The sequence below is a fragment of the Lysinibacillus sp. fls2-241-R2A-57 genome (assembly GCF_030209535.1).
In the GTDB taxonomy this organism is placed as follows: Bacteria; Bacillota; Bacilli; order Bacillales_A; family Planococcaceae; genus Lysinibacillus.
This window is the reverse complement of record NZ_JARVRU010000199.1, coordinates 17,360-43,764: the sequence shown is the minus strand read 5'-3', so window position 1 is coordinate 43,764 and position 26,405 is coordinate 17,360. Positions and strand designations below refer to the sequence as shown.

The 26,405-nt window shown below is 35.0% G+C and carries 26 protein-coding genes and 2 pseudogenes; 23 read left to right on the top strand and 5 right to left on the bottom strand.

The genetic code is table 11. The features are described 5' to 3' along the window. The 4 genes and pseudogenes from QRN68_RS24360 to QRN68_RS24345 all read left to right on the top strand — a co-directional run. The coding region (locus QRN68_RS24360; protein WP_285399843.1) for a hypothetical protein at positions 1 to 414 on the top strand (414 nt) is incomplete at its 5' end. 551 nt (positions 415 to 965) lie between these two features. Next, positions 966 to 1,253 carry a DUF7668 domain-containing protein gene (locus tag QRN68_RS27160; RefSeq protein ID WP_481817484.1) on the top strand — a complete coding sequence of 96 codons (288 nt, stop codon included), beginning with the start codon at positions 966 to 968 and terminating at the stop codon, positions 1,251 to 1,253. 423 nt (positions 1,254 to 1,676) lie between these two features. Then, positions 1,677 to 2,939: pseudogene (locus QRN68_RS24350) on the top strand (RHS repeat domain-containing protein); the annotation flags it as partial. Between the two features lie 14 nt (positions 2,940 to 2,953). Continuing rightward, the gene (locus QRN68_RS24345) at positions 2,954 to 3,781 is read left to right on the top strand and encodes a hypothetical protein (RefSeq protein WP_285399839.1); all 828 of its coding nucleotides are present in this window, start codon (positions 2,954 to 2,956) and stop codon (positions 3,779 to 3,781) included. Between the two features lie 485 nt (positions 3,782 to 4,266). Here QRN68_RS24345 and QRN68_RS24340 read toward each other — a convergent pair. Beyond that, positions 4,267 to 4,590, bottom strand: a pseudogene (locus tag QRN68_RS24340) (transposase); the annotation flags it as partial. On the opposite strand from QRN68_RS24340, the gene QRN68_RS24335 reads away from it, so the two are divergent. From QRN68_RS24335 to QRN68_RS24275, 13 genes are all read left to right on the top strand, one after another. Next, positions 4,588 to 4,833 carry a hypothetical protein gene (locus tag QRN68_RS24335; RefSeq protein WP_285399837.1) on the top strand — a complete coding sequence of 82 codons (246 nt, stop codon included), beginning with the start codon at positions 4,588 to 4,590 and terminating at the stop codon, positions 4,831 to 4,833. The pseudogene QRN68_RS24340 and the gene QRN68_RS24335 overlap by 3 nt on opposite strands. A gap of 36 nt (positions 4,834 to 4,869) precedes the next feature. After that, positions 4,870 to 5,643 (top strand): RHS repeat domain-containing protein, encoded by a 774-nt coding sequence (locus tag QRN68_RS24330; RefSeq protein WP_285399836.1) that lies wholly within the window; start codon positions 4,870 to 4,872, stop codon positions 5,641 to 5,643. Between the two features lie 18 nt (positions 5,644 to 5,661). Further along, the gene (locus QRN68_RS24325; protein ID WP_285399835.1) at positions 5,662 to 6,237 is read left to right on the top strand and encodes a hypothetical protein; all 576 of its coding nucleotides are present in this window, start codon (positions 5,662 to 5,664) and stop codon (positions 6,235 to 6,237) included. Positions 6,238 to 6,300: 63 nt separating this feature from the next. Continuing rightward, complete coding sequence (locus tag QRN68_RS24320; protein WP_285399833.1) at positions 6,301 to 6,576, top strand: hypothetical protein; 276 nt, start codon at positions 6,301 to 6,303, stop codon at positions 6,574 to 6,576. A gap of 76 nt (positions 6,577 to 6,652) precedes the next feature. After that, positions 6,653 to 7,333 carry a hypothetical protein gene (locus QRN68_RS24315; protein WP_285399832.1) on the top strand — a complete coding sequence of 227 codons (681 nt, stop codon included), beginning with the start codon at positions 6,653 to 6,655 and terminating at the stop codon, positions 7,331 to 7,333. A gap of 681 nt (positions 7,334 to 8,014) precedes the next feature. Further along, complete coding sequence (locus tag QRN68_RS24310) at positions 8,015 to 8,473, top strand: hypothetical protein (protein ID WP_285399831.1); 459 nt, start codon at positions 8,015 to 8,017, stop codon at positions 8,471 to 8,473. 129 nt (positions 8,474 to 8,602) lie between these two features. Next, complete coding sequence (locus tag QRN68_RS24305; protein ID WP_285399829.1) at positions 8,603 to 9,136, top strand: hypothetical protein; 534 nt, start codon at positions 8,603 to 8,605, stop codon at positions 9,134 to 9,136. Between the two features lie 288 nt (positions 9,137 to 9,424). Beyond that, complete coding sequence (locus QRN68_RS24300; protein WP_285399827.1) at positions 9,425 to 10,036, top strand: imm11 family protein; 612 nt, start codon at positions 9,425 to 9,427, stop codon at positions 10,034 to 10,036. Positions 10,037 to 10,551: 515 nt separating this feature from the next. Then, positions 10,552 to 10,809, top strand: coding sequence for a hypothetical protein (locus tag QRN68_RS24295; RefSeq protein WP_285399825.1), 258 nt, complete (start codon positions 10,552 to 10,554; stop codon positions 10,807 to 10,809). A gap of 455 nt (positions 10,810 to 11,264) precedes the next feature. Then, positions 11,265 to 11,672: an Imm12 family immunity protein gene (locus QRN68_RS24290; RefSeq protein ID WP_285399823.1), complete on the top strand. Its 408-nt coding sequence runs from the start codon at positions 11,265 to 11,267 to the stop codon at positions 11,670 to 11,672. Between the two features lie 380 nt (positions 11,673 to 12,052). Then, positions 12,053 to 12,358, top strand: a complete 306-nt coding sequence (locus QRN68_RS24285) for a hypothetical protein (protein WP_285399822.1) — start codon at positions 12,053 to 12,055, stop codon at positions 12,356 to 12,358. A 467-nt stretch (positions 12,359 to 12,825) separates the two neighbouring features. Then, complete coding sequence (locus tag QRN68_RS24280) at positions 12,826 to 13,263, top strand: SMI1/KNR4 family protein (protein ID WP_285399821.1); 438 nt, start codon at positions 12,826 to 12,828, stop codon at positions 13,261 to 13,263. A 335-nt stretch (positions 13,264 to 13,598) separates the two neighbouring features. Next, positions 13,599 to 14,813 carry an MFS transporter gene (locus QRN68_RS24275; protein ID WP_285399820.1) on the top strand — a complete coding sequence of 405 codons (1,215 nt, stop codon included), beginning with the start codon at positions 13,599 to 13,601 and terminating at the stop codon, positions 14,811 to 14,813. 54 nt (positions 14,814 to 14,867) lie between these two features. Here the strand turns inward: QRN68_RS24275 and QRN68_RS24270 are convergent, their stop codons facing one another. Continuing rightward, positions 14,868 to 15,065, bottom strand: a complete 198-nt coding sequence (locus QRN68_RS24270) for an alpha/beta-type small acid-soluble spore protein (protein WP_285399819.1) — start codon at positions 15,063 to 15,065, stop codon at positions 14,868 to 14,870. A gap of 185 nt (positions 15,066 to 15,250) precedes the next feature. Between QRN68_RS24270 and QRN68_RS24265 the strand changes: the two genes are divergently transcribed. The 3 genes from QRN68_RS24265 to QRN68_RS24255 all read left to right on the top strand — a co-directional run bounded on the left by QRN68_RS24265 (position 15,251) and on the right by QRN68_RS24255 (position 17,145). After that, a complete protein-coding gene (locus QRN68_RS24265; RefSeq protein ID WP_285399818.1) occupies positions 15,251 to 15,745 on the top strand; it encodes a YehS family protein in 495 nt (164 codons plus the stop codon). A gap of 295 nt (positions 15,746 to 16,040) precedes the next feature. Further along, positions 16,041 to 16,238, top strand: coding sequence for a hypothetical protein (locus QRN68_RS24260; protein WP_285399816.1), 198 nt, complete (start codon positions 16,041 to 16,043; stop codon positions 16,236 to 16,238). Positions 16,239 to 16,464: 226 nt separating this feature from the next. Continuing rightward, positions 16,465 to 17,145 (top strand): hypothetical protein, encoded by a 681-nt coding sequence (locus tag QRN68_RS24255; protein WP_285399815.1) that lies wholly within the window; start codon positions 16,465 to 16,467, stop codon positions 17,143 to 17,145. Positions 17,146 to 17,637: 492 nt separating this feature from the next. Here the strand turns inward: QRN68_RS24255 and QRN68_RS24250 are convergent, their stop codons facing one another. Continuing rightward, positions 17,638 to 19,332, bottom strand: a complete 1,695-nt coding sequence (locus QRN68_RS24250; RefSeq protein ID WP_285399814.1) for a methyl-accepting chemotaxis protein — start codon at positions 19,330 to 19,332, stop codon at positions 17,638 to 17,640. 228 nt (positions 19,333 to 19,560) lie between these two features. Then, entirely contained in the window at positions 19,561 to 20,556 is a 996-nt protein-coding gene (locus QRN68_RS24245; protein ID WP_285399813.1) for a M23 family metallopeptidase, read from the bottom strand. Between the two features lie 436 nt (positions 20,557 to 20,992). Between QRN68_RS24245 and QRN68_RS24240 the strand changes: the two genes are divergently transcribed. The 3 genes from QRN68_RS24240 to QRN68_RS24230 all read left to right on the top strand — a co-directional run bounded on the left by QRN68_RS24240 (position 20,993) and on the right by QRN68_RS24230 (position 25,676). Further along, complete coding sequence (locus tag QRN68_RS24240) at positions 20,993 to 22,888, top strand: PrkA family serine protein kinase (protein WP_353957876.1); 1,896 nt, start codon at positions 20,993 to 20,995, stop codon at positions 22,886 to 22,888. Positions 22,889 to 23,060: 172 nt separating this feature from the next. After that, on the top strand, positions 23,061 to 24,218 hold the full coding sequence (yhbH, locus tag QRN68_RS24235; protein WP_285399810.1) for a sporulation protein YhbH: 1,158 nt from the start codon (positions 23,061 to 23,063) through the stop codon (positions 24,216 to 24,218). A gap of 57 nt (positions 24,219 to 24,275) precedes the next feature. Continuing rightward, on the top strand, positions 24,276 to 25,676 hold the full coding sequence (locus QRN68_RS24230) for a SpoVR family protein (RefSeq protein WP_285399808.1): 1,401 nt from the start codon (positions 24,276 to 24,278) through the stop codon (positions 25,674 to 25,676). 181 nt (positions 25,677 to 25,857) lie between these two features. Here the strand turns inward: QRN68_RS24230 and QRN68_RS24225 are convergent, their stop codons facing one another. Then, positions 25,858 to 26,259 carry a hypothetical protein gene (locus QRN68_RS24225; protein ID WP_285399806.1) on the bottom strand — a complete coding sequence of 134 codons (402 nt, stop codon included), beginning with the start codon at positions 26,257 to 26,259 and terminating at the stop codon, positions 25,858 to 25,860. Between the last annotated feature and the right edge of the window lie 146 nt (positions 26,260 to 26,405).

Below are 26,405 nucleotides of genomic sequence, written 5' to 3'. Positions count from 1 at the left end.
ACTATCTTAAAAACGGGTCAAACCGTTGATATACCAACATTTATAGAGGGAGGAACTAAATTGAAGGTAATAGTAGAATATGTTCCAGAGGACAGTATTACTTATAAGAGTTGGTTTGTCATCAAGGATGAACTGGATGGAAAATTTAATAAAGATACATCTAGCCCTTGGGATATGGGAGTAGAGGCTCATACAGGTTTTACGTACTATCCTGTAGATAATGCTGTTATTACGCTCTATCCTGCAAAGTCGGCGGATAAAAAGTATTTATTACTACTTTCAAATATAGCTGATACTGAAAGGTTTAACTCTTATAAAATGTATTCTTGGGAGGAAGCAATTAATATCATTTCCTTGTTGAAGGATTTATCATTTAAAGCGGCATTACGTGTATGGAAGTCAAAAAAATTTTAAAATATAATGAGAAATTTAAACAGTATTAGAGATTAGTATAGTCTATCATAAGAGAAGAATTGTGATTTTCTTGAAACTAAAATGTTGTTAAAAATAGTATAGTTAAGAAGTTGAATTATTTCTTAAATTCCGAGGTCAAGTCACAATTTATTTGATTATGCGGACTTATGATTAAAATTCAAAACATATGTAAAGAAGTCGTCAAAACCCCTTCTTTACATATGTTTTTTTGTAATAGATATGGATTTGTCTTTCGTATATTTACTGATTTTTTGACACGAAGGTAAGTCCGTAATAATAACGCATATAAATAACCAGGCACCTCCGGTACGATAAATGTATCAATTAAAGGAGGTGCTTCTTTATGTCAACTACCAAATTAACAATTATATTCAGATCAAGCGAGACAAGCTACCCTTGAATCAGATGAATATTTTAAATCGATTGGTGTAACAAAAGATACACCAACAAGACCTGTAGGGAATAGAAGGAGGTGCCCATGAGTTTAACTATTGAAATGTTTATACCAATGATAAGGGAAATTATATTAGATCTTTCTAAAAAAATATAATAAAATTGAAGAGGATGGTAGGTTAGGTAGAATTAATATTGATGATTTAAAAAGAGTAATAACCGAGTATGACTGCAAAATAATTCCTTTGCCGGATGATGCTTTTAATCTAGCGGAAATTTACTATATTGAAGCAGAAAAAAGACTAGATATTTATTTGCCTTTATGGACAAAAGAAGAAGGAAGAAGAGATTTGACTTTGTCATTGTCAGGACAAAGAAATAATAATCAACTTACAATTGAATTTAATGATTTAAGAGTCTTGTAAAAGTTTAAATACTCAAAAAAATCTTAGCGCAGAATTTTTTAAAATATGCAAGTATAACTTAGTAGTTATACTTGGAATAAAATTTTAATATACATTAAAAGAGTAGCATTGAATCCTAGCTATCGGATTTTATCGCTACTTCTTTTTGTGAATGACATATGAGAAATGTGTCACAAATTGGCTTCTCGTTTATAGTAAGCACATTGGATAGCGTCAACGCAGTACAATGAACTCGATCAAGAGATAGAGAGAATCTTACCAGGAGATGTCATTAGCAAATGGCAGTATGACGTAACTGGTAGACCAACACACCATCGAATAAGTAGTCAGGGCCGTCATACACGAAGACGAGTCTATAATTGGGATGTCAATCATCGATTACGAAGCATAGTAAATGAGTAAACGGGTGTAAAAGTTACCTATGGTTACGATGAATTCAGTAACCTCGTTTGGTCCAACCAAGACGGTCAATTTGATTTCTTACACCGCAGTGTTGACGATGTCGGGAATTTGTATGAAACAAAAGAAAAGACAGATCGTGTCTATGGTGCAGGCAGCAGATTACTTGAAACGAGAGAGGCAACATTCTCTTATGATGATGAAGGTAATCTGATTCAAAAAGTTGAGAAGAATGGTGATACGTGGAAGTATGAGTACTATGGCAATGGCATGATGTCGAAGGTCATTAGACCAGACAAGACAGACGTTACTTTCAAGTATGACTCGCTGGGCAGACGAATTGAGAAGAGCTCAAACGAAAAGATAATGAAATTCGTATGGGATGGGAATACTATCCTACATGAGTATTTCTCGCATAATGATTCAGATATATTTGAAAATATAGATGGGTATTCATCACAGAACGACTCAAAAATACCAGATAGTCTAGTCACATGGGTGTTTAATGATGGGTTTATCCCTTCAGCTAAAATTACGAATGAAGGTAATTACAGTATTATTAGTGACTATCTAGGAACGCCTGTTGAAGCCTTTGATGAAGAAGGTAATAAGGTTTGGTCAGCTGAGCTTGATATTTATGGGCGTGTGAATGAGTTCACTGGTGAGAAAGATTTTATCCCATTTAGGTATCAAGGGCAGTATGCGGATGAAGAAATAGGGTTTTACTATAATCGATTTAGGTACTACTCACCACAAGAGGGAATGTATATACAACAAGACCCGATAGGACTTTCTGGGAATAATCCTACAATCTATGGATATGTGAGTAATCCGAATAGCTGGATAGATCAGTATGGATTAAATACATCTTTAGGTAATGTCGGTGAGAATGAAATAGTCAACCGATTGAACAATTGTGGCAGATACTCAGAAGTTGTTCAGATTCAAAATAATTCTGGTCATGGTGTTGATATACTGGCAAAGAATAAATACACTGGTGAGTGGAGTGCTTATGAAATAAAAACAACAGAAACTAATAGAAATCCTAGTCTTTCACCTGCTCAGAGATCATTAGGGGCAAATGGGTATACACAAAGTCGTCTTACCCGTGCAAGTATGGGAAGTGGTCATTATAAAAATCTTCCAGCTTCTAAAAAGGCAGATGCAAAAAGAATATTAGATGAAATCCAAACACAGGGGGGAATAAAAAAAGGAACACAAATAAATGTATTTGTGGACTCAAATAAAAATGTTATAAAGGTAAGAAGTAAAAAATGGTGTCCTTAAGGAGGGAATTAGGTTTGGAAAGCAATCTTTATAAAAAAATACAGAGTAAAGTTAAAAGATGGAGCAAAGGATTTGCAGAAAAAGAACGGTCTTTTATGTATGAAGAAAGTTATACGATTATAGAAAAATTTTTGGAAGGTTCTAAAGAAAAAAAAGATTATATTACCTTAGGTAATACATGTAATATACTTTCCACATGGTACTGTGCTGACTTTCTAGAACGATATTTGAACAACAAGGGTGATTATTCTTATTCACTTAAACAATGCATGTTATGGGGAACAATAGATCATCTATTATATGCAACAGGAAAAAAAGGGGAAATTAAACCAATATGGTTTGTAGAAGTATGTTTATCTGCTTGTAATCTATTAATCTTACAAGAAGTAGATAAAGCACATAAATTGTTACAGTATACCTCTCCTGAGAAAATCAATTTTAATGTTGAGCCACCTGAATCAGTTTGCCAGTTTGTTAACAAAATGTTTTCAATATTTTATAAGGATAAAGAAATTCCTCATGAATTCCCAAAACCGCTTAATGACATATATTCTAATTTGTTAAACGATTTGACGGATGAAACAAAGAAAGACATTAATGCTTCTGTGAATCAGGCCTGTGAATTTCATTTAAGTAGAACAAAAATGTACCAAGAATTTGATAGAGAAGACAAAATGCTTTTACCATCAGAAATATTAGCTCCCCTTTTGCTAAGAAAAGGAATGGGTTTAGATGTGGAAAATATTGAACATCCACTTATTAAAGACTTGTTTCCAGTAATTGAGAGTTTAATAGAGGTTGATACAGATTCTGTATTTTTAAAGGTTATCAAATATATATAATAGAAAATGTATTTTGATGTTAGTAGAACAATTATATTATAGCATTTCATGCCTGATAGTAGTTTAAGTTTTAACCGATAGTGTCGATGAAACCAGCAATCCTATGAAATAAAAGAGAAGAAATGTTGCATGTTTTTGACCTCGTACAGATTAAAAACTCTGTGGTGATATTTGTAAAAAACATCATGAGGCTGGGACATAACTGGTCAAAAGCTTAAAAAGCGCGAGAAATTAATTTTATAAACGTTGATTTCTCACGTTTTTCTTATGTGAATTTTTTTAATTTTGCTTTGAAAATATACTTATGTCCCAGCCTCTTTCTTATCTCCAGTCAAGTGTAATTCTTTAATTTCTTTTGTTTTTTGATTTAGTTGTAGTTGGGAGAGGTACCCCTCCCAACTACAACTAAATTTTCGCACGACTAAAAGACCTTACGATTTTCTTTTTTTCGAAAGGTCGGTGTGTTATAGTAAATATAAACTTGGTTACGATTTCTGAGCTGGTAGTGCGGACTCATAATCGTACGATATGCCGTGTGTAATAAGGTGAAATGCAACTTTCAAGAACTTATTCATACACGCCACAATCGCGACCTCATGATGCTTTTTCTGAGGTTGCGTTTTTAATTTGTAATAGTAGTCCACAAAGTGATTTTCTTTTCCTTTTCTTTTTGCCATTAAAATTGTACAAACCATAAAATACAAAATCTTCCGTAGCTTCTTATTCCCACACTTATTTATACGATCACGATATTGTGTATTGCCAGATTGATAGCGCATAATATCAATACCCGCAAAGGCATTTATTTGAAAGTTCAGAAGAATGGTGATACGTGGAAGTACGAGTACTTTGGTAATGGCATGATGTCTAAGGTCATCAAGCCAGACAACACAGAAGTTACTTTCAAGTATGACTCGCTAGGTAGACGAATAGAGAAGTGTTCTAACGAAAAAATAATAAGATTTGTATGGGATGGGAATACAATTCTACATGAGTATTTCTCACAGAATGATTCAGATAAATTTGAACATCCAATTGAATCTTCTTCATAGCCTGACGCCGAAATAGCAGATAATCTAGTTACATGGGTGTTTAATGATGATGGGTTCATCCCTACAGCGAAAATCACGAGTGAAGGTAATTACAGCATTGTTAGTGATTATCTTGGAACGCCTGTTAAAGCTTTTGACGAACAAGGAAAGCAAGTTTGGTCAGCTGAGCTTGATATTTATGGACGAGTGATAGAGTTTACTGGTGAGAAAGATTTTATTCCATTCCGTTATCAGGGGCAATATGCAGATCAGGAAATAGGGCTTTACTACAACCGATTCCGATATTACTCTCCGGTTGAAGGTATCTATACTCAAATTGATTCAATTGGGCTTGCTGGGGGTAACCCAACTTTGTACGCCTATGTCCACAACCCGAATTGGTGGGTAGATGTGTTAGGTTTAAGTCGTAGAGGTAATCGCGCCACACGACAACACATGGATGACGTACGTGATCGATTTATAGCTGATAATCCTGGTGCTATTCATGTAGCAGGAGGTAGAGTTCAATCGATGAATCTAAATTTAGCAGAAACTTATCTACCTCCAAATGCTCAATTAGCAAGCACAAGAGCTGGTGGGTCGTATACAGCTATGACATTTGATGTGAATGGACAGACGGTTTATATTCAAACCGTTGACAAAGGATCAGTACACGGAATGTCTCAAAGAGAATGGGATAACGCTAATAGGATTCTAAGACAGGATCCGAATGCTGTTGTAGTAACAGTAGGAAAAGGAACTCCCTTAAATCCAGGTGATTTAGATATAGTTGGAAATAATATGAAACCTGGAAATATTTGTAGATATTAATAGCGGAAGGAGGAAATTATGAAGACCGGAAATAATATTGTAAAGAAATTAGGAATCTTTATGTCAGATACAGACAAAAAAATTTTTTCAGAGCTATTATTTGGAAAATTCCAGAGTGTTTATTTGATTGATAATAAAAGAAGTGAAAATAAGAATATAAAATTATTATCTTTTCTTAGTGAAGTGAATGTTTCTGCAACTATTCTAAATAGCTCTATTTTTTCATTGGATGATTATAAAAAACTTGTTGAAATGCAAAATTCATCACCTTATAGTTTTCCAATGGTGGGAAAAGGGATGATACAATACGTTCCCTCAAATATTGCTCAATATGACCCGAAATGTTTAAAAGACGGATATTTAAGTGCTTCATACTACAGTGATGATAAAGAAACAGAGCATTTTATTAAGGAAGTTTTCAAAATCGTAGGTCAGAATGGTAAAAAAGTATTTTTGACTTCAAAATATAGGGATATAGTTGCTGATGTAGCAGAAAAAAATATTGTTGCATGGCCAAATGCTGCAATAGAATATAACGGTAATAATGGGCGTTATCTGACTCAGACGAAAGAAAGAATGTTAATTTCTCAGTAGAAGGGCTTTTTTATGTGCCAGGCATGTGCGACTAACGCCACATTTTTAGGATAAAAAATTTGATTGAAGAATAGGAATGAGTTTGACCGAAGACCGACAGGATTGGTTCAGAGAATTCAACGTCCAGGTGATCGTTGGACAGCGTATCAGCATGATGGTCTAGGGAATGTCATTCGAGCTGATTATTATGATGACACTTGGGAAACGTTTTGCTATGACAAAAATGGTTCGTTAATTGAGACTGAAAATGAGCATGTGACCGTAAAGCTAAAAAATACAAAGAGGAAATTTTTAATAGATTGGATGGAAAGAATAAAAAAGAGTTTAAAAAGGAACTGAACAAGATAAAGAAAGAACTGAACAAAGGAAGGACATGGGAAACAATAACAACTAAAAAATTAGGGAAGTGTACAAGATGATAGAAAAAGATTACGAGATGATTGTAAGAATTTTCGAAGAATACGAATCCTTATATAAAGTGTTACTTAATAAAGTTGAAGATATAGGAAATGAAACAGTTCTTTGGAGCAATTCATATCTCGAATTATATCCATATCAATATGAATTAAATCAATTACCAAAGCCGAAAATATATAAAAATGAGCCGAAATGTAAGGAAGGGATTATTGTGAATAGGCTAAAAAACAATGAACTGTATTTTTCTTATTGTGCTGAAAATAAGGGCTGGGGAAGTTCTTTCATTATAAATGATGTTGAAAAGAAAATTTGTCTTAGATTTCTAAATAACGATGATGACGAAATGGTTTTAAGTCAAGTATATTGTGTAATATATAAAAGATCTGTGATAGAAAAAGTAATATATTATACAAGGGACGATGATATAGGCGAAGAAACGTTTAGGACTGACAGATATTTATATAATGATAACAACACTATTCAAACTATTATTAGAGACGGTTTCTTTGAAGAAAAAATAAATGTTTTACACACAAGGACATTTAGATTTGAGTATGTAAATGGAGATGTACTTATTTACTCGAAACAATTGAAAAAAAATCTAAAAGTTGTTGAAGATCTATTATATACCTCTAGAAAGTCAAAAAAAAAATTAAACAGCGACATCAGAGACAGGTAATGCGAAACTAAAATAGGGAAATTAAGATTGGAGTGTCAGGAATTCTAATTAGAGGATGAAGTACGATGTGACAGGAAAACTGTTCGTCATCAAGCGAAAAGTAACTATACACTACTAAAAAGTAAATATAAGGGGATTAAATTTCGAAAGAGGAAGCAAAAGATATACTACATCTAATTGTTTTAAATGATGTTGACACGAAATAATTAGATGTATGAGCTCTAAAATTTCTTATTCGAAGTATAACTGCTGAGGTATTTTTATTTGATGCCAAAGTTAGTTGAAAAATTTGCAAAACATGTGTAAAGAAGGTGCTCTAAAGCGCTTTTTTTACATGTGTTTTTTTGTGAAAAAACTTACTTCACTAGTTATATATATCATCATCAGAACCCCGAAACTTTTGTTTTGTTACATGGTAAAATTCTATGGGAACATAGTTGGACAGTGTATCAACACGATATACTTTGTAATATTGAAGCCTCCTGAGAAACATTTGGCTATGATAAAAATGGGTTGTTAGTGGAGACTGAGCATGTGACTGTAAAGTTGGAGCTAGAAATGTTAATAATGCTACTGTAAAACATTTAGAAAATCTAAAAATACGGGGTTATGAACAATGGAAAGGACATTTACCACCAGAAAATAAATGTCGCCATTAAATTTGAAAGGGGATGATATAATATGCATTTTAACATTGTAACTGATACGGCGGGTTCAAAGGTTGGAGAATTGGCAAGTGAGTTACGTAACTATATAAAACCTAAAATTCATAGTACGTATGCCAATGTAGATGTTACTATTTTAGTAGGGTTTCGTTGTTTACCAGAATCTTATAAGAGAAGATCTTTTATTAGATATACCAAAAAAGATAATTGTTTGGCTATTGATATTGCAGTTAAAGTAGAAGAATATGAAAAAATGTATAAAGTAGAACAAAGGTATTATTTGGGGAATCTATTTTTAGAGTTTCTAAACAGGGCGTTAGAAAAACACAACTTTGAAGGGCTTGAAAAAGAGATGTTCATCAGTGACATTAAAATGTGGGCAAGAGAAATCCCTTTGAAAATGGATAATGGTTCAACTAAATTGTGTAATTGGTTTAATGAAGAGATTGATTGGTCTGTAGATCTTGATAAATAAAGATAGTTTTATGTTGGCTTAACATTTTCGCAAAGAATCTAAATTAAAATCAAGGCGATCAATTTGACTTTTTACACCGTAGTGTCGATGATGTCGAGAATTTTAATAAAATGGAAGGGTGGATTTTAATTGTTTGCTCAATGCATTCCTTTTGATGATCAAGTGAGAGGTAGAATAGGTGGTAATCCTCCAAAATTGATTGAAGAACAAATACCTGATGATTACAGGTTTTATGCAACTCTAGTTCATCCAGGTAAGGAGGATGTTATGCTTTCTATTATTATTCATAAGAATTTTGATACTTTATTGGAAAAAAATATTTATCCTTCAATTGAAGTAAGAGTTATAGAGCATAAATACTCCGAAATTGGAGGCAATACTAATAAAAGTATTTTAGATTTAGGTATGAACTCAATAAGCGATTATTCGGATAACCAAGGGAATAATTTTTTGTTTATTAAAGTTTTGGGAGAACCACGTCTTATTCAACCTAAAAGTTATTATTATAAAGAATTGGAAAATAATAATTATTCCTTTTTTCTGCAAATAGAGGAGGAAGGCTATAGTGATAAAATGGATTATGTGTTTATGTACGGTGCATTATATCTATATAGGCATAATGAAACAGGAGAGGTCATTGCTGGTTTCTGGCAATGCTCTTGAACAACCTAGCTATTAGAGTGTAAAATGCTCACCTGCCGGTTACTTTATTCAAATGCGTTTGTGCAGATTGAGTAAAGTAACCCTCTTTTTCATTGATTTTAATGTGACTTTTGGCAAAGATCCTTGTATTTTCTTCAGGAGAAATAGCTGAAAACATCCATTTTTACGTGAGCGATGGAGTTCTTGATCAGTCCATAAGTAAAACGTTTTGAATCTATCTGTATAAATTACCTATTTGGATTATCATCAATAGGTGGAATTCCAGAAAGTGGTTGTAATTATATGAATATGCCTAAATTAGATGGATTAAAGGGAAGGGGTATGATTATGTATTATAAATTATCATGTTTTTATAAAAGAGATGTTTTCTTCTTTTATAGCGACGAGAATAGATACGATAGACGAGAATTGGAGAAAGGAAATCGATGTCAAGTAGATGGAGGTCTAACATACATTGTGGATAAATTTGACACTTATCTATCTACATATGATATTTTGCCAACTGTAGGTCCACCTTTAGTAAGTGCGAAATTTAAAGAAATAATTGAACGACATTGTGAAAATGATTGTGTCTTTATTCCAGTTGAAATAAAATCAACAAAAACAAAAGAACAAAATAATGATTTTTTTGCAATGATTGTTTCAAACTCCGTAGTTTGTCTTAATAAAGAAAAATCCGAGTATAAACCATCAATAAAATCATTACCTGATGGTCCGATTAGTATTAACTATGTTGTATATATTCCTGATTCTCTCGGTGTGCATCATATTGTCAGAATGGAAGAATCTAAGCATTTGATTGTTGTGGATGAAGTTTTTGTGAATTTGTGTAAAGAAAATAGTATTAATGGAGTAACTTTTATTAAAGAGGGCAGTTTGCAACGTCCAGAGTATTTATAGATATAATAAAGGAAAAATAAAAAATATTAACAGGCGTGTTGATTAGGGAAAAATAGGTTTATTATTGGGCGATAAAAGGATTTTTTTGTTGCTATAATGCCAATGAATTTCCATTTCAACTGATTGTAGCGTAGGCCTACTCGAGTGCTCCTACCGCTTTGCTTTCGTTGCAGTGCAAAGCTTCCCGTGGGAAAGCGAGACAGACGAGACCCTGCACGAAGCGAATGTTTTCTGTGCGAAAGCGTAGCGACAGCAACAACAAAGCAGAGGAAGCGGCTCGATGCTCGCCCGCAGGAAAGAGAGTAGCCCGTAGTGGAAATCAGTAGTGGATAAAAATGGTTAATCAACCCATCTGAAATATTGATATGAAATAAAGAAAAGTACTGCACTAAGATTTCGAAACATATGTAAAGAAGACGTTACAAGGTCTTACTTTACATATGTTTTTTGTGTCGATTATTACAGAAGGTGGAACAAATAAAATTGTTACCGCATTTACTTCAAAATAACTAACGATGAAAGAAGAAAGTAAGATGATAAATGAATATAAAGTTTATTGGTGCCCATTGTGTGATCAAGGCTGGGTCATAATTGTAAAAGATATTCAAACATCAAATCTGTATTTGTGTTGTAAAGAATGTGAGTCTGAATGGATAAGTCCATATGAAATAACTTTGGAACAATGTTTGCCATTTAATACATATGCAAAATATGATTTTCCAACTGAAGATGAGGTGGTTAGTTATGGCTGGGCTGAATTTATCAAAACCTAAAGGTGTAAGGAAAATCTTACTGAGTATTATTCGATGAATTTCATATAACAATCGGTAATTAATTGTGATATTTCCGAAAAAATATAATTTCAGAACCTACATATGAAGAGGTACAAACCTCTTTTTTACGTAGGTTTTTTAAGTCAGGGGCTGCTTTTTCTGTCTATGTGATGGTGGTTATACAGGAGAAAAATTTGCTACTAGCGTAAAGGATAATAAGGGTTTGGTCAGCAGAGTTTGATATTTATGGACGAGTAGTGGAGTTCAATGGTGAGCAGGATTTCATTCCGTTTAGGTACCAGGGGCAGTAAGCTGATAAAGAAATAGGGCTATACTATAATCTATTTAGGCATTATTATCCAATCGAGGGAATGTATACTCAGATTGATCCGAATTTCAAAATAGACCCGTTTGGACTGGATGATCTATATCATAGAGGTAGAGGAGAGTTTTTGATGGATATATATATAACAGTGGCAAATGGTGGAGTTTCAAATATTCGATTAACAGTTTATAAATATAAAGATTTAATAAAGGAAAAATTCGTAAATGAAAATTATGGAAATTATATAACAGAGATTTCTTATTTTTTATTTATTAATGGAGATGTGACTAGATATTACGAAAGAAGTGGGGTCTATAAACTTAGTTATAAACCAAAGAAAAAGTGTATGGATCTCCATATTTGTATGGATGAAACTGGTTGGAGTGATGTTGAAGACAGAAATGAAGTGATATTCAAAAATGCTTTAATGAAACTTTTAATATATAGTTCGGAGTCCATAAAAGAAAAAAGCATCGCTAAGAAATTAGATTTTAATAAAGATTTGTTTAACCAAACGTTAAAAAGTTGTTTTGAATAATTTTCTTTCGCAAGCGAGGAACTATGCTGAGTACATGTAATTTAAATTCGACATTATGAGCCATAGAGATAGGTTTAAAAAAATGTCAGTGAGAGGATGCTCATGATGAGAAAATATAGTTAAAATGACAGTGTAATTGAAATAGATCCAAGGGGTTGATTGACAAGCATAGTATGAAATATTTCTATACACCAATAGAAAATCACTATGATATTAGCCTTGAAACCCTTAGCAAATTTAATGATTTTGGGACCAATGTCATCTAGAGTTTTGCGAAACATTATCATAAATGCTCTTGAGTTTCGGATGTTGTGATTAATTAAGTTGATATCAAATTGGAGAGCTATCACAATATCAATTAAATAAAAGGGGAATTTTATATGGATAATAAAAACCAGTTAAATAAGGTATTGCGATTACTAGATGTTGGAGATTTTAATGAGGCTGTTGAAATTTTAAAAAAGATCTATATTTGCGCAGTCGAAGAAAATGATACCATTTATTCTGTTAAAAGTTCTTGCATTTTAGGAGAATATTTTTTATCTGATAATAAATTAGAGGATGGAGTAATGTATTTAGAAAAAGCATTATCGCTAAAAGGAATAGATGACGATTTCGATGATCTTTTAAACTATGAATTAGATCATGCAAAAGAATTATTAGAAGAAGCAAGAGGAGATAAATGAAAGGGAAATCAACAAGTTGAAAAATAGAATATTCACAATTATCTAATTATTTTAATTTTTAAAATGAACTGTACACTGTCAGGTGGATATTGGAAATAAAAAAACGTTATGCGGCTTGAACCTTGAACTCTAAATGGCTCAGGCCGTAGATCTTTCAAAAGGCTTGTCAGCTAAAAAACCAGGTAGTGGAATGACTGTGCATGGTCATGTGTCTTGGGAGGTTAACAAATAAGGGTTCACAGTTTATTTCTACAACTACAGACCCAAAGGCAATTGAAAAATACCGTAGCTCAGGACAAAGATTGGTCTCGTTTGATACTGATGATGTTGTACCCGACTCTCATGGAAATAAAAAGATATTAAATCAGGTGTGTTGATTAACCATTTTTATACATTCGAAGAGGCTGATTTCCGCTACGGGCTACTCGCTTTCGGAGGGTAAATAAAAAAGGAGTTAAAGAAGAAAAATGAAAGAAGAACTGATGAAAAGAATAGAATGTTTTCTTGAAAAGTATCCTGAATTAAAAGGAGTACCTGCCACACCAAAAGAGATTGCGAAAGCAGAGGAAGAACTTCAAATAAAGCTAGATGATGATTATAAAGAATTTATTAAGCGATTTGGAGGCTCTTATGCAGGGATAGCAATTCATGCATTTTCTAATGGTTCATCCATGGGTAATGAAACTATTATTAATTTGACGAATTGGTGCAGAGAATCATTTAAAGGAGATGAGTTTTCTCCTGAAATTAACAAAAGCTTAATTTTTTCTGATGATGGTTCAGGTAATCCAATAGCAATAAATGCTAACGGAGAAGTCATAATATACTACCACGACTCAGGAGATAAAGAAGTATTATCAAAATCTTTCGGAGATTTCATTGAGGAGAATTTTGCTGAATGGTAATTTATGAATTACTCCCAACCAGTTAAATTAAATTAAGCATGAAACGGCTATTGACATTACCGGTTCTATTTTGCTAGTATGTATCACGAAATAAATTTCCTTTAATACGGTCCAGAGAGGCTGAAAAGGGCTACGTGATATTTTAAGGCTAATAATATCTTTGTTTTCGCATGCCCTTTTTGTCTACTGTGACAGAAGGGCTTTTTATTTTGCTTTTACCTCTTTTAAACGGAGTCCCGTGAGGCTTCAAAAGAGAATGGAAAAGAATTGTGTAATCCATTCCCTCAAATAGGCTAAAAGAGATTTTTATCAACGAAAACTGGAGGATTGTAAGAATGGATTATCGTAAGAAAACAGTGGTAGCTTCAGTAGCTGGCTTAACATTGGAAGGAATGGACATTATGTTTATCTCCTTTGCGATGACAATGATTATTTCGGAATTTAACATTGATTTCGCAACGGGTGGGCTCATTTCTTCTGTAACGAATATTGGTATGCTGTTGGGCGGCATCATTTTCGGGGTTTTAGCTGATAAGTATGGGCGAGTAAAAATATTTACTTATACCATCTTATTGTTTGCGATTGGTACAGCTTTAACGGGATTAGCAACAAATATTGAACAAATTTATATTTATAGATTTATCGCGGGTCTTGGTGCAGGTGGCGAATACGGCATTGGTATGGCACTTGTTGCGGAGGCTTGGCCGAAGAATAAGCAAGGAAGAGCTTCTTCATATGTTAGTGTAGGTGCCCAATACGGAGTTATTTTAGCAGCGTTACTAAGTGCCGTTATTCTTCCGACTTTAGGGTGGAGAGCTTTATTCTTTGTTGGTGTGGTACCTGTTATCTTCGCATTTATTGTGCGAAAAAATCTTGAGGAATCACCAGAGTGGTTGGCTGCTCAGAAAAATAAAAAAATCGATAAGCAACATGAAAAAGGTAAGTTGGTGCAACTATTTGAAACGCCTCGAACATCGATGACGACAATGTCATTAATCGTTATGGCAACTGTTCAAATTGCTGGTTACAATGGCTTAATGATTTGGTTGCCATCTATGTTGCAAAAATCTCAAGGTCTATCTGTTTCAAGCTCGGCTCTTTGGACAATTAGTACAGCAGTTGGTATGATTATTGGGATGCTAACATTTGGACGATTTATGGACCGATTTGGTGCAAAGCGAGCTTTCGGTATCTTTTTACTTGCCTCTGCATGTGCTGTGTTTTTATATTCCTATGCCACAGGAAGTGTCGCAATTTTAATAGGTGGTGCGATTGTCGGCTTCTTCTCAAATGGCATGTTCGCGGGGTATGGAGCATTAATTAGTAGCTTCTATCCGGTGCAAATTCGAAGTACCGCTACAAACACAATTTTTAACTTCGGTAGAGCAATAGGAGGATTTTCACCAATCTTTGTCGGCTATATTCTTCAAAGTTATGATATGACGGTCGTAATGATTTACTTAGCTGCCTTATATTGCATTTCCTTCATGGTGATGCTGACTTTAAAAAAGGGCTCAAACGGGGCTTTACAACCTGGTGAAATAAAATAATGAAAACACGAAAGAACGAATTCCAGTCAAAAGGGATTCGTTCTTTTCTTTTTATTATAATAAACCTTTTGAACGTTTTTCAGCCATTTCTACGAGGCGTTTTGTAATTTCTCCTCCAACTGAACCGTTTGCGCGAGAAGAAGCTTCTGGCCCTAACTGTACGTTAAATTCTTGTGCGATTTCATATTTCAATTGATCAACAGCTTCTTGTACACCGGGCACTTGAAGTTTATTTGAGCTACGATTAGCCATTTTTCTCACCTCCTTGTGATTAGAATGGTCGAGAGTTTACTTTTAATACATTTAAAAAGAAGGAAATGCGCAGTCTAAATACTATAGGAATTTCAGAAAGCTAGCTGAAAAAGTATTGCTCTCTGTTATAATTAAGCCTGGCATTTTATATTTACGCTTTATTAATACATAAAGGAGGTTTTTAAATGACGAATAATGATATATTAATTCGTTTGCGATATGCGCTAGATATTAAAAATAAGGACATGGTTGAAATTTTTAAGCTAGGTGGCATGGATTTTTCGAAGGAAGAAGTATTGAACATGCTTATTAAAATTAATGATGAGGAAGAAGCACCTGAAGAATACATCAAATGTAATAATAAAATGTTAGAGGCTTTTTTAAATGGATTTATTACATTTAAACGAGGACCACAAAAGCCTAAGCCTGGCGAGCCTGAAGGACCACTACCTGTTTCAGGAAAAGAAAGCCCTAATAATATGCTGTTAAAGAAAGTGAAAATTGCGCTAGCCTTAACGAGTGAAGAGATGTTAGATCTTTTATATGATGGAGGCGTTAACGTTTCGAAAGGCGAATTAGGTGCTATTTTAAGAAATCCAAGTCATCGTAACTATAAAGAATGTGGCGATCGTTTTGTGAGAAATTTTTTAAGAGGGCTGACATACAAATATAGAGAATGAAATGGATTAATACTAAAATGAAGAAGCTTGAGGTCTGAGGCGCCATCCTTATTGAGTGGTCAAGTGAAATTTTAGTGAAGAGCCAATGTATTAATGATTAACAAAGCAGCTGCATTTTGTGGCTGCTTTGTTTGTTATGTGAATGTCTTTATTGTGATAAAAAAATTCTATAAAAAGCATACTTTTTCTTAGTTGAATCTAGTTGACAATTTGTGACGGAATTGTGTACAATGAAATTGACATAAAGTTGTCACAAAGATGGAAAATAAATGTTCACGAACAGAGGGGTGCTTTTATGTTTGGTTTAGACATTTTATTAGTTGCTATTGCATGTGTTACGATCCCACTTGTTGTTGCTTCAGTTATGTTAGACATTTTTTATGCAGAAAAGAAACAAGTTCGTTTTTCATTACGCCGTACATCAATGTGGTATTTGAGTATGTTTTCTATATCATTTATACCGGCAGCCTTGGTTTTGACACTAAATGGATAAGTATCTTTAATATGAATAATCATTTAGGGGTAATTGATTATTTAAAATTATAGTAGCAGCTACAACGTTTAAAATTGCGTTGTAGCTGCTTTTTTATTTGTTAGAGCGTACGAAGATTTGATATAGAAAACATAAATTAAGAATGAAAAGTTAATCGTTAGAATAAAATTTCTACTAATATGGATGCAATTTTTCTATCGATTATCTTTTTGAGGGTGGGATATGGATGAAAACCTTTTTCCTTTTATTTCTAGGGACAATCTATTTATTACTTGCAAATGCAGTCGAAACAGCTATATTTAGTAGGGTTTATTTCTTAATTGGTTTAGGGCTAGTAATAGTAGGAGTTATTCGGTATGTGAAAGAACGATCTATTTATATTAGCTGGTTGAATGAAATGCAGGATGCTAGTGAGGAGGAGCTAATGGCTATTCCTCATACACATTGCATCATATCAGATGATTGTTTAAGTGCTTTATTATTAAATGAGCCTACAAATACACTTTTCCTTGCAAGTAGAGAAGATTTAGAAGAGGAATTAATTAAAAAGGAAATCCCATTTAATAAAATATATGAAGTTGCTATAGTAGAGGACGAAATGTATATTGCAAGAACTAGTAATAATTATATAAGTAGTTCACTACTTGGTGAAAATCCGGATATAGAAGAGGAATTAGATGAAGAGGACTCTGAGGATAACAAGGTGTCTCAATTGACGTTGAAAATTGTAGCTGATAACTTATCTGATCCTATTTTAGAATATGTTTTTATGGACTGTGAGCCTATATCAAGGGAAGAGGACGAGTATCAAGAGGCGCTAGAGTTATGTGAGGAATGGTTTCAGAAGATTAGTGTTATTATTAAACGCTATGAGCTTGAACGGGTACCAATTAGACATTGGCAATAAGATTATCTTAAAGTAGAAAGCGATCTCGAACGTAATGTCGAGATCGCTTTTTTTAGGAGAGATTACAAAAGTGATCAGGTCTCACCCAAAACCGCTCGGGTAAACTAAAAAAATGATCAGGCTTCGCCCGAAACCGCTCGGGTGAACCAAGAAAGTGATCAGGTATCACCCAGAACCGCTCGGGTAAGCCGAGAAAGTGATCGGGTATCACCCAAAACCGCTCGGGTAAGCCAAGAAAGTGATCGGGTCTCACCCAAAACCGCTCGGGTAAACTAAAAAAATGATCAGGCTTCGCCCGAAACCGCTCGGGTGAACCAAGAAAGTGATCAGGTATCACCCAGAACCGCTCGGGTAAGCCGAGAAAGTGATCAGGTCTCACCCAAAACCGCTCGGGTAAACCAAGAAAGTGACAGGTCTCACCCAAAACCGCCCGGGGTAAGTCAAAAAAATAATCAGGCTTCGTCCGAAACGGATTGGAGTAACATCCGTACCTTAAATAGTGAATTTCTGTAATTGACTATTTAACTCTTCAGCCATACTAGCGAGCTGGTTCGCGCTCTTTGAAATTTCGTCCATAGTAGCGGCTGTTTCCTCTACAGTTGCTGTTGTTTGTTCTACACCAGCAGCAGACTCTTGGGAAATAGAGGCCATTTCATCAATTGCGGCATTGATGGACTCGGAATTTTCAGCAACTTTATTTAGATTGCTTGAAATGGTATTTATGTTAAGAATCATATCCTCAACAGCTCCTGAAATTTGTTCGAATGTTTCATTTGTTTGATTGAGTTGTGCTGTTCCTCTTTTTACTTCCTCATAGCCTGATTGCAAAGCAGTTGTTACATTGCCAGTTTCACCTTGAATGCGGTTGACGATAGTGGAAATATCCGTGACAGAGAATTGAACTTGTTCTGCAAGCTTACGAACTTCATCGGCTACTACGGCAAACCCTTTACCATGCTCTCCTGCACGAGCTGCTTCGATGGCAGCATTTAAGGCAAGTAAATTTGTTTGATTTGAAATGTCGTCAATGACTGACACCAGTTTGGAAATTTCAGTAGACTGCACATTTAAGCCTTCCACTTTTCTTACTGAATCTAATACAATTTCATTAATGGCTGCCATTTGTTGTGTTGATTGCACCATCAAGCCTTTACCTGTAGTTGTTAAATTCTGTACATGATTTGAGTGCTCTTTTAATTCAATACCTTCCTGTGTTGTTTCGTGAATACTACTTTGGAAAGTAACCATTGTTTCAGCTAAATCACCTGCAGTGGATGCTTGTGTTTCTGTGCCAGAGGCTAACTCCTGCATAGTCACGGTAATTTGTTCTGTACCTGTTTGTACTTCATTAGAAGATTGAGCAAGCTCTTCGCTACTAGCAGCTACTGTTTCGGAAACAGCATGAATAGAGCTGATCGTTTGCTTTAATTTTTCATTCAAATCATTCGCTGAAAGCATTAATTGACCAATCTCGTCACGGCGAGTTATTGGAAGTGGTTCATGTTGTAAATTACCATCTGCCAATTCGTTCATACGCTTTGAGACAACTGTAGTAGGTTTAGATATTTTGCTAGCCGTAATAATGGCAATTAGAATACCTGCAATTGTCAATACAATACTAACAATTAGTCCAATTATTTTATTGTTTTTGCTTGTAGATACTACATCTCCTCCTATTTTAGTAATTTCTTCCGTCCGTGTATTGGCTAACTTTTCATAACCCGTACGAACTTCAGTTACAAGATTATTAATAGCCGTTAAATTTTGTAATGCTAATTCTTTATCGCCTTTTTTATAAACATCGAATACCTCTGTATTGACACGATTGCTCCACTCGCGTCCCATTTCTACCAGCCGTTCACGCTCAGGGTTTTTATCGTATTTCTCCATGATGCTATTGCTTTCTTCAGCAATTTTTCGATATTCTTTAAAAGTTTCTATGTATTTTTCATTACCCGATGCGACGTAGCTTAAAGCTGCAGAGAGACGAACACTCATAGACATTGCTAAATTTTTACTTGCTGTTAAGACAATTAAATCTTCATTTACTAAATCTTCGGCTTGTTTTTCCATCTTCGTATTAGAAATGTAAGTATAGATATTAAAACAAACAACTAATACTAATAGAAGAAGAAATGCACTTAAAATTCGGGCTTTAAGTGTTTTAAACTGAAAAATCCCTTTCATCTTTTCCCAACCCTTTGCTTTTTTTATTGTTATAGTACAAAGGTTATTTTATAACTAAATCTATCTAGTTGTTTTAGTACAATAACACTTTGTTGTTAATGATGTAGGTAGTTAAAAATATATGTCATATGTACAATTCTGAAGTTTTTTAAATACCTTTATGCATTTTTACCTACCTAAAAGAAAAAAGCACTTGCTGCAAAAGTGCACCAAGCGCTCTAACATGTATTATTGTTTTGCTTTTTTTGCTAGTCGTTCCCATTGTAGCAATGATGGGTATGGATCAAATGCCCATTCTGTACGACCATTGAACTTATATATGCCATAGTGAAGATGAGGTGGAAATTTTCCGGATGTTCCTTCTTTACCATAGCCAGAGCTACCAACATATCCGAGAACAGTTCCTGGCTCAACAAGATCTCCTACTTCAATCTCCTTATTATAGCTACCCAGATGGGCATAATAATGATAAGAGTTATGATTGTCTCGAATTCCTATGCGCCAGCCACCAAATTGGTTCCAGCCTTTTACTTCCACTACTCCATAAGAAGTAGAAACTACTGGAGTACCGTAGCTAGCGAAAATATCGGTTCCTTCATGAATACGGCGTCCGCCCCAGCCCCTATTAGCACCCCATGTACCCCGATAACTGTAATCGTAATTAGTAGGAACTGGGAATGTGTGGGCATCTAGCTCAGTTGTTTTGAAATGACTATACATTTTGGAAATGGTGAAAATTTGATTTACGGCTTGCTCACTTCCGTAATATTCCCATAAAGCTAATTTAAAGTCCTCATCAGTTGTTCCAAATTTACTTAAAAAAGTAGCCATGGAGAATATAACATCGGCGTCTTCGTTTGGACTGGCAGCTCCATCACCATTGCCATCTAGTCCCATCCCGCCAAAGTAACTAATTGTTTCTGGGCGGGTGTCATCTCTTACAGGATTTAAAGCACCTGACCAATATTCATCAGAAAATTGAATGGCAATGATCCCATCCCGTTTCGGAATATCTTTACGAACTGATTGCAAGTTTCGTTCATATTGGTCAATGGCTGCTAAAAAATGCCACGGAATGAGTAATTCGTCAAATTGTACGTAATAGACCATACGTTGCTGCACAATTTCTTCTTGAGTGGGTTCTTCTTTTGCTAAAGCAACCGTGGGGAGAGTAAAACTCCATAATAAAATCCATGATAAAAGGAATATAAAATGGCGATTCAATAATGGACCTCCTTTCTAACGTTAGAATAACCGAATTTTTCATCTTCATTCAGCACTTTTTGTGGGAAAACGAAGCGGTAAAAATGAGCAATTTTTGTGATGAAAACGTGCTTATAGCGTAGGGTTCATTTCCGTTCCGACTGGGGCTTTGTTGTAGTTGCCGCTTTGCTTTCGCTACAGAAAACATTTGCTGACGCTACGCTTTCGCACCAATCAACTTATATAGAAAATGTTTCAATAAATATTATCCTGATTTTGGTAATGTGCCAATAAAACGTCAGTCGAAATGAATAATGTTTAAATTCATTCTTTCACTCAGCAGAAAAAAATTATAGGCAATATAAGAAGAAACTTCGATAAAGAAAAAGTATTGGGTATCATAATGTCATTTCCTTCATACTATGTTATAAATCAAGCCCTGAATGGAGGGAAGGCTATCAACATTTTAGATAAAGTGAAAAGCTATCGCGAAGAAGAAAATCGGCTGAAGTGGGAAGGGACATTTGCAGATTACTTAAATATCATCAAGGAAAGACCTGAAGTTGCTCAAACAGCCCATTCACGCGTCTACAATATGATAAAAAGTAGTGGTGTAGAGCAACGCGATGGGCAAAAAATGTACGAATTTTTTGGTCAAGAAATTTTTGGGCTTGAAACAGCAATTGAAAGACTGGTGGAGGAATATTTCCATCCGGCAGCACGAAGATTGGATGTTAGAAAACGTATTTTGTTACTGATGGGACCAGTGAGTGGTGGTAAATCAACAATAGTGACCTTGTTGAAACGCGGACTTGAGCAATTTTCGCGAACAGATGAAGGTGCAGTTTTCGCAATTAAGGGATGTCCAATGCATGAGGATCCTCTACATTTAATTCCACATCATTTACGTAATGATTTTTATGAGGAGTATGGTATACGAATTGAAGGAAGCTTATCGCCTTTAAATACAATGCGTCTTGAAAAGGAGTATGATGGACGTATTGAAAATGTGATAATTGAACGTATTACTTTTTCTGAAGACAAACGTGTAGGTATAGGAACCTTCACACCATCGGATCCAAAATCTCAGGATATTGCTGATTTAACAGGTAGTATTGATTTCTCAACAATTGGAGAATTTGGTTCAGAATCAGACCCACGTGCTTATCGTTTTGACGGTGAGTTAAATAAGGCAAATAGGGGTATGATGGAATTCCAGGAAATGTTAAAGCTTGATGAAAAATTCTTGTGGAATTTACTGTCTTTAACACAGGAAGGTAATTTTAAAGCAGGTCGCTTTGCATTGATTAGTGCAGATGAGTTAATTGTTGCGCATACAAACGAAACGGAATATCGTTCATTTATTTCAAATAAAAAGAATGAGGCGTTGCATTCACGAATTATTGTCATGCCGATTCCGTATAACTTAAAAGTTAGTCAGGAAGAACTGATTTACGAAAAAATGATTAAAGAAAGTGATATGTCACATGTTCATATTGCGCCGCATGCATTAAAGGCCGCAGCAATCTTTTCGGTTCTAACAAGACTTGAAGTACCGAAAAAGCAAGGTGTGGATCTTATTAAAAAAATGCGACTGTACGACGGAGAAAATGTGGAGGGATTTAATTCCGTTGACTTAGAGGAGCTTAAAAAAGAGTTTCCGAACGAAGGCATGAACGGTATTGATCCACGGTATATTATAAATCGTATTTCTTCTGCTATTATCCGAAAAGAGATACCATCTATTAATGCGTTAGATGTTCTGCGTGCCCTAAAGGATGGACTTGACCAGCATGCTTCGATTTCTCAGGAAGATCGAGAAAAATATATGAACTATATTGCAGTTGCTCGAAGAGAGTATGATGATATTGCCAAAAATGAAGTGCAAAAAGCTTTTGTTTATTCGTATGAAGAGTCTGCAAAAACATTGATGAATAACTACCTCGATAATGTTGAAGCATTTTGTAATAAAAATAAGATTTTTGATCCATTAACTGGTGAAGAAATGAATCCTGATGAAAAATTAATGCGCTCTATTGAGGAGCAAATTGGTATTTCAGAAAATGCGAAAAAAGCATTCCGTGAGGAGATATTAATTCGTATTTCTGCTTATGCTCGAAAAGGAAAACGTTTTGACTATAATTCTCATGAAAGATTACGAGATGCAATCCAGAAGAAGCTATTTGCGGATCTCAAGGATGTCGTGAAAATTACAACATCCTCAAAAATGCCGGATGAATCACAGTTGAAGAAAATTAATGAGGTTGTAGCAAGACTTGTTGATGAACATGGCTATAATACAACGTCTGCTAATGAATTATTGCAATATGTTGGTAGTCTGTTAAATCGTTAATTTCGGATCTAAATGACCAGATAGGAGTGTCCCATTTCAGGGCACTCCTTTTAGCTTCATTTACAAAGCGAAATGACAATGAAATGTAATTGATTTCACTAAAGAAGTTCAAGAAAGCGACTCACTAGCATAGTATAGAAAAAATGAATTTGATAGATGGGTGAGGATAAAAATGACTGAAAACGAAAATAAACGCTTTGTCATCTCTCAGGAAAATTGGTCCCTCCATCGTAAAGGGCACCAGGACCAGCAACGTCATATGGAAAAAGTGAAAGATGCTATTAAGAATAATTTACCTGATTTAGTTAGTGAAGAAAGTATTGTAATGTCCAATGGTCGAGAGGTTATAAAAATTCCTATCCGTTCACTTGATGAATATAAAATTCGATACAACTACGATAATTCCAAGCATGTTGGGCAAGGACAAGGCGATAGTAATGTAGGGGATGTCATTGCACGTGATGCCAGCAGAGGTAATCAGGCTAATGGTAAAGGAAAAGAAGCGGGTGACAAACCAGGCCATGACTACTATGAAGCTGAAGTAAGCATTGAAGAAATTCAAAATGTGTTATTTCATGAGCTTGAGTTACCGAACTTACAGCAGAAAGAAAAAGCAGATATTAAGACGGAGAAAATTGAGTTTAATGATATTCGGAAAAAGGGTTTGATGGGAAATGTTGATAAGAAGCGCACAATCCTCAATGCGCTAAAGCGTAATGCAATGCAGGGTAAAGCAGAAATTACGCCGATTCATAATGAGGACTTACGTTTTAAAACTTGGGATGAAGTGGAGAAACCTGAATCGAAAGCAGTAGTTCTTGCGATGATGGATACAAGTGGCTCTATGGGCTCCTTCGAAAAATATTGTGCTAGAAGCTTCTTCTTTTGGATGACAAAATTTTTGCGCTCAAAGTATGGAACTGTAGATATTGAGTTTATTGCACATCATACAGAGGCAAAAGTAGTGACAGAAGATGAATTTTTCACGAAGGGAGAGAGCGGAGGAACGATTTGCTCATCTGCCTATATAAAAGCATTGGACCTAATTCGGGAAAAGTATAATCCTTCTCGCTACAATATTTATCCAGTACATTTTTCAGATGGCGAAAATATTTCAATGGATAATGAAAAATGCTTGAAGCTAGTCGGAGAGTTAATGGACGTTTCGAGCATGTTTGGCTATGGTGAAGTCAATCAGCATAACCGCTTTTCTACACTTATGTACACATACAAAAAAATTGATGACCCCAAATTTAGGTATCATGTTTTGAGAAAAAAAGGCGATGTTTACGATGCCTTAAAGAGCTTTTTCAAAAAAAGTGAATCTTAAATGGTGAAAGAAGTTGAATCATGGTAAGTAATCATGTTCAAGGGAGGGGGCGAAAAGATGGAAATGAAAGAGCTTCAACGAGCGATTGATGAAATTACAGAAATTGCCTCAAGCTTTGGCTTAGATTTCTTTCCAATGCGCTATGAAATTTGTCCAGCAGATATTATTTATACATTTGGCGCATATGGTATGCCTACTCGATTTTCGCATTGGAGCTTTGGTAAACAATTTCATAAAATGAAGCTTCAATATGATTTAGGGCTAAGCCAAATTTATGAGCTAGTCATTAACTCAAATCCATGCTATGCATTTTTACTCGATACAAATACGTTAACACAAAATAAATTAATTATTGCGCATGTATTGGCGCACTGTGATTTCTTTAAAAATAATGTACGCTTCTCCAATACTAGAAGAGATATGGTGGAGAGCATGACTGCGACAGCTGAACGGATAGCTGGTTACGAAAGGGAATACGGAAAGGATGAGGTCGAACAGTTTTTAGATGCAGTTTTAGCGATCCAGGAGCATATCGATCCATCTCTTTTACGACCAAAATTGTCTTGGCAAACGGAGGAACATGAAGAGGAAATTCTTCCGGCAAGATCACCGTATGATGATCTATGGAGCTTAGATGATAAGGAAAAAGAGTATAAATCGATAAGGCGAAAAATAAAGAACTTCCCGCCAAAGCCAGAAAAAGATTTATTGCTATTTTTAGAGGAGCATAGTCGAGAACTGGAGGACTGGCAGCGAGATATATTAACGATGATGCGTGAGGAAATGCTTTATTTTTGGCCACAATTAGAGACGAAAATTATGAATGAGGGCTGGGCTTCCTTTTGGCACCAACGAATAATGCGGGAGCTTAAGTTAACAACGGCCGAGACGATTGAATATGCCAAATTAAATGCAGGCGTTGTGCAGCCTTCCAAAACATCTATTAATCCTTATTACCTTGGCGTGAAAATTTTTGAGGATATTGAAAATCGCTATAATCATCCAACGGAAGAGATGAGAAAATTAGGTGTTCAACCGAACTCAGGTCGAGAGAAAATGTTTGAGGTAAGAGAGATAGAGTCGGATATATCCTTCATTCGCAACTATTTAACGAAGGATTTAGCAAGGCAAGAGGATCTTTATTTGTTCCAGAAGAAGGGTAATGAGTATCGTATTACAGATAAGGATCATGAAATGGTACGAGATCAGCTCGTATCGATGCGTGTAAACGGAGGGTTCCCATATATCGTTGTTAAAAATGGGGATTACCTTCGTAACGGAGAGCTCTATTTAGTGCATGGTTATGAGGGAATGGAGCTGGATCCACGCTATTTAGAAAACGTTTTGCCATATATTCATCAACTATGGGGTCGTCCGGTTCATTTAGAAACATATGTAGATGGAAAGCCAATCCTTTATTCATATGATGGTACAAAAAATTATAAACGCAATGTGTGACAAAAAAACTTCTATCTGTTGCTATGAAAATTCTTTGCAGATAGAAGTTTTAATTTTTGAAAGTCTTACATAAAGGTTCTGTGACGCTAATTTCCAAGAAGTCGCCCAGCCGGAACGAAGATCAATTTACATGGTGTACTTATATTTCATCCAAAATTTTGGTGATGAACTCAAATACACTTTATTCATTTGTATCTTCATCTAACAATGGAGAGGACTCATTTTCATCTTCACTACTTTCACTATGATTCGAAGATGAATGGATATCGCTGTCGATTACTCTGCTGTTTCTTACTTTTATGCCTTGTTGTCCGCCAGCTTCATCATTATCGTCACCGGCAATACCGCTCCTGCCGTTTCCATCCGCGAATTGAGAATTTACGTTTCGAGTATGACTGCCATTTAGTGCATTTTGACCGCCTTGGTTGGCATTAGTACCTACATCCTTATTGATTTGCCCACCACCCTCGGCCCTTTGTTCTAAGTGGATATCCGTATTGCCGATATTAAAAGTAAAATTGATAGTAATATGATTTTTGGATTCCTTCTTTGAATGTTCATTCTCAGGTGTATAGTCAGACATAGTTTTCACTCCTTTCATTTCAGTATTACTAATAAGTTATTAATGTTTCTCAAATTTACTTGTATATGTAGCCCTAAGATTCATAAATAATGCAAGGGGATGGAGACTGAAAGACTGTTCCTGATCGTAAAATTTGTTAAAATGAA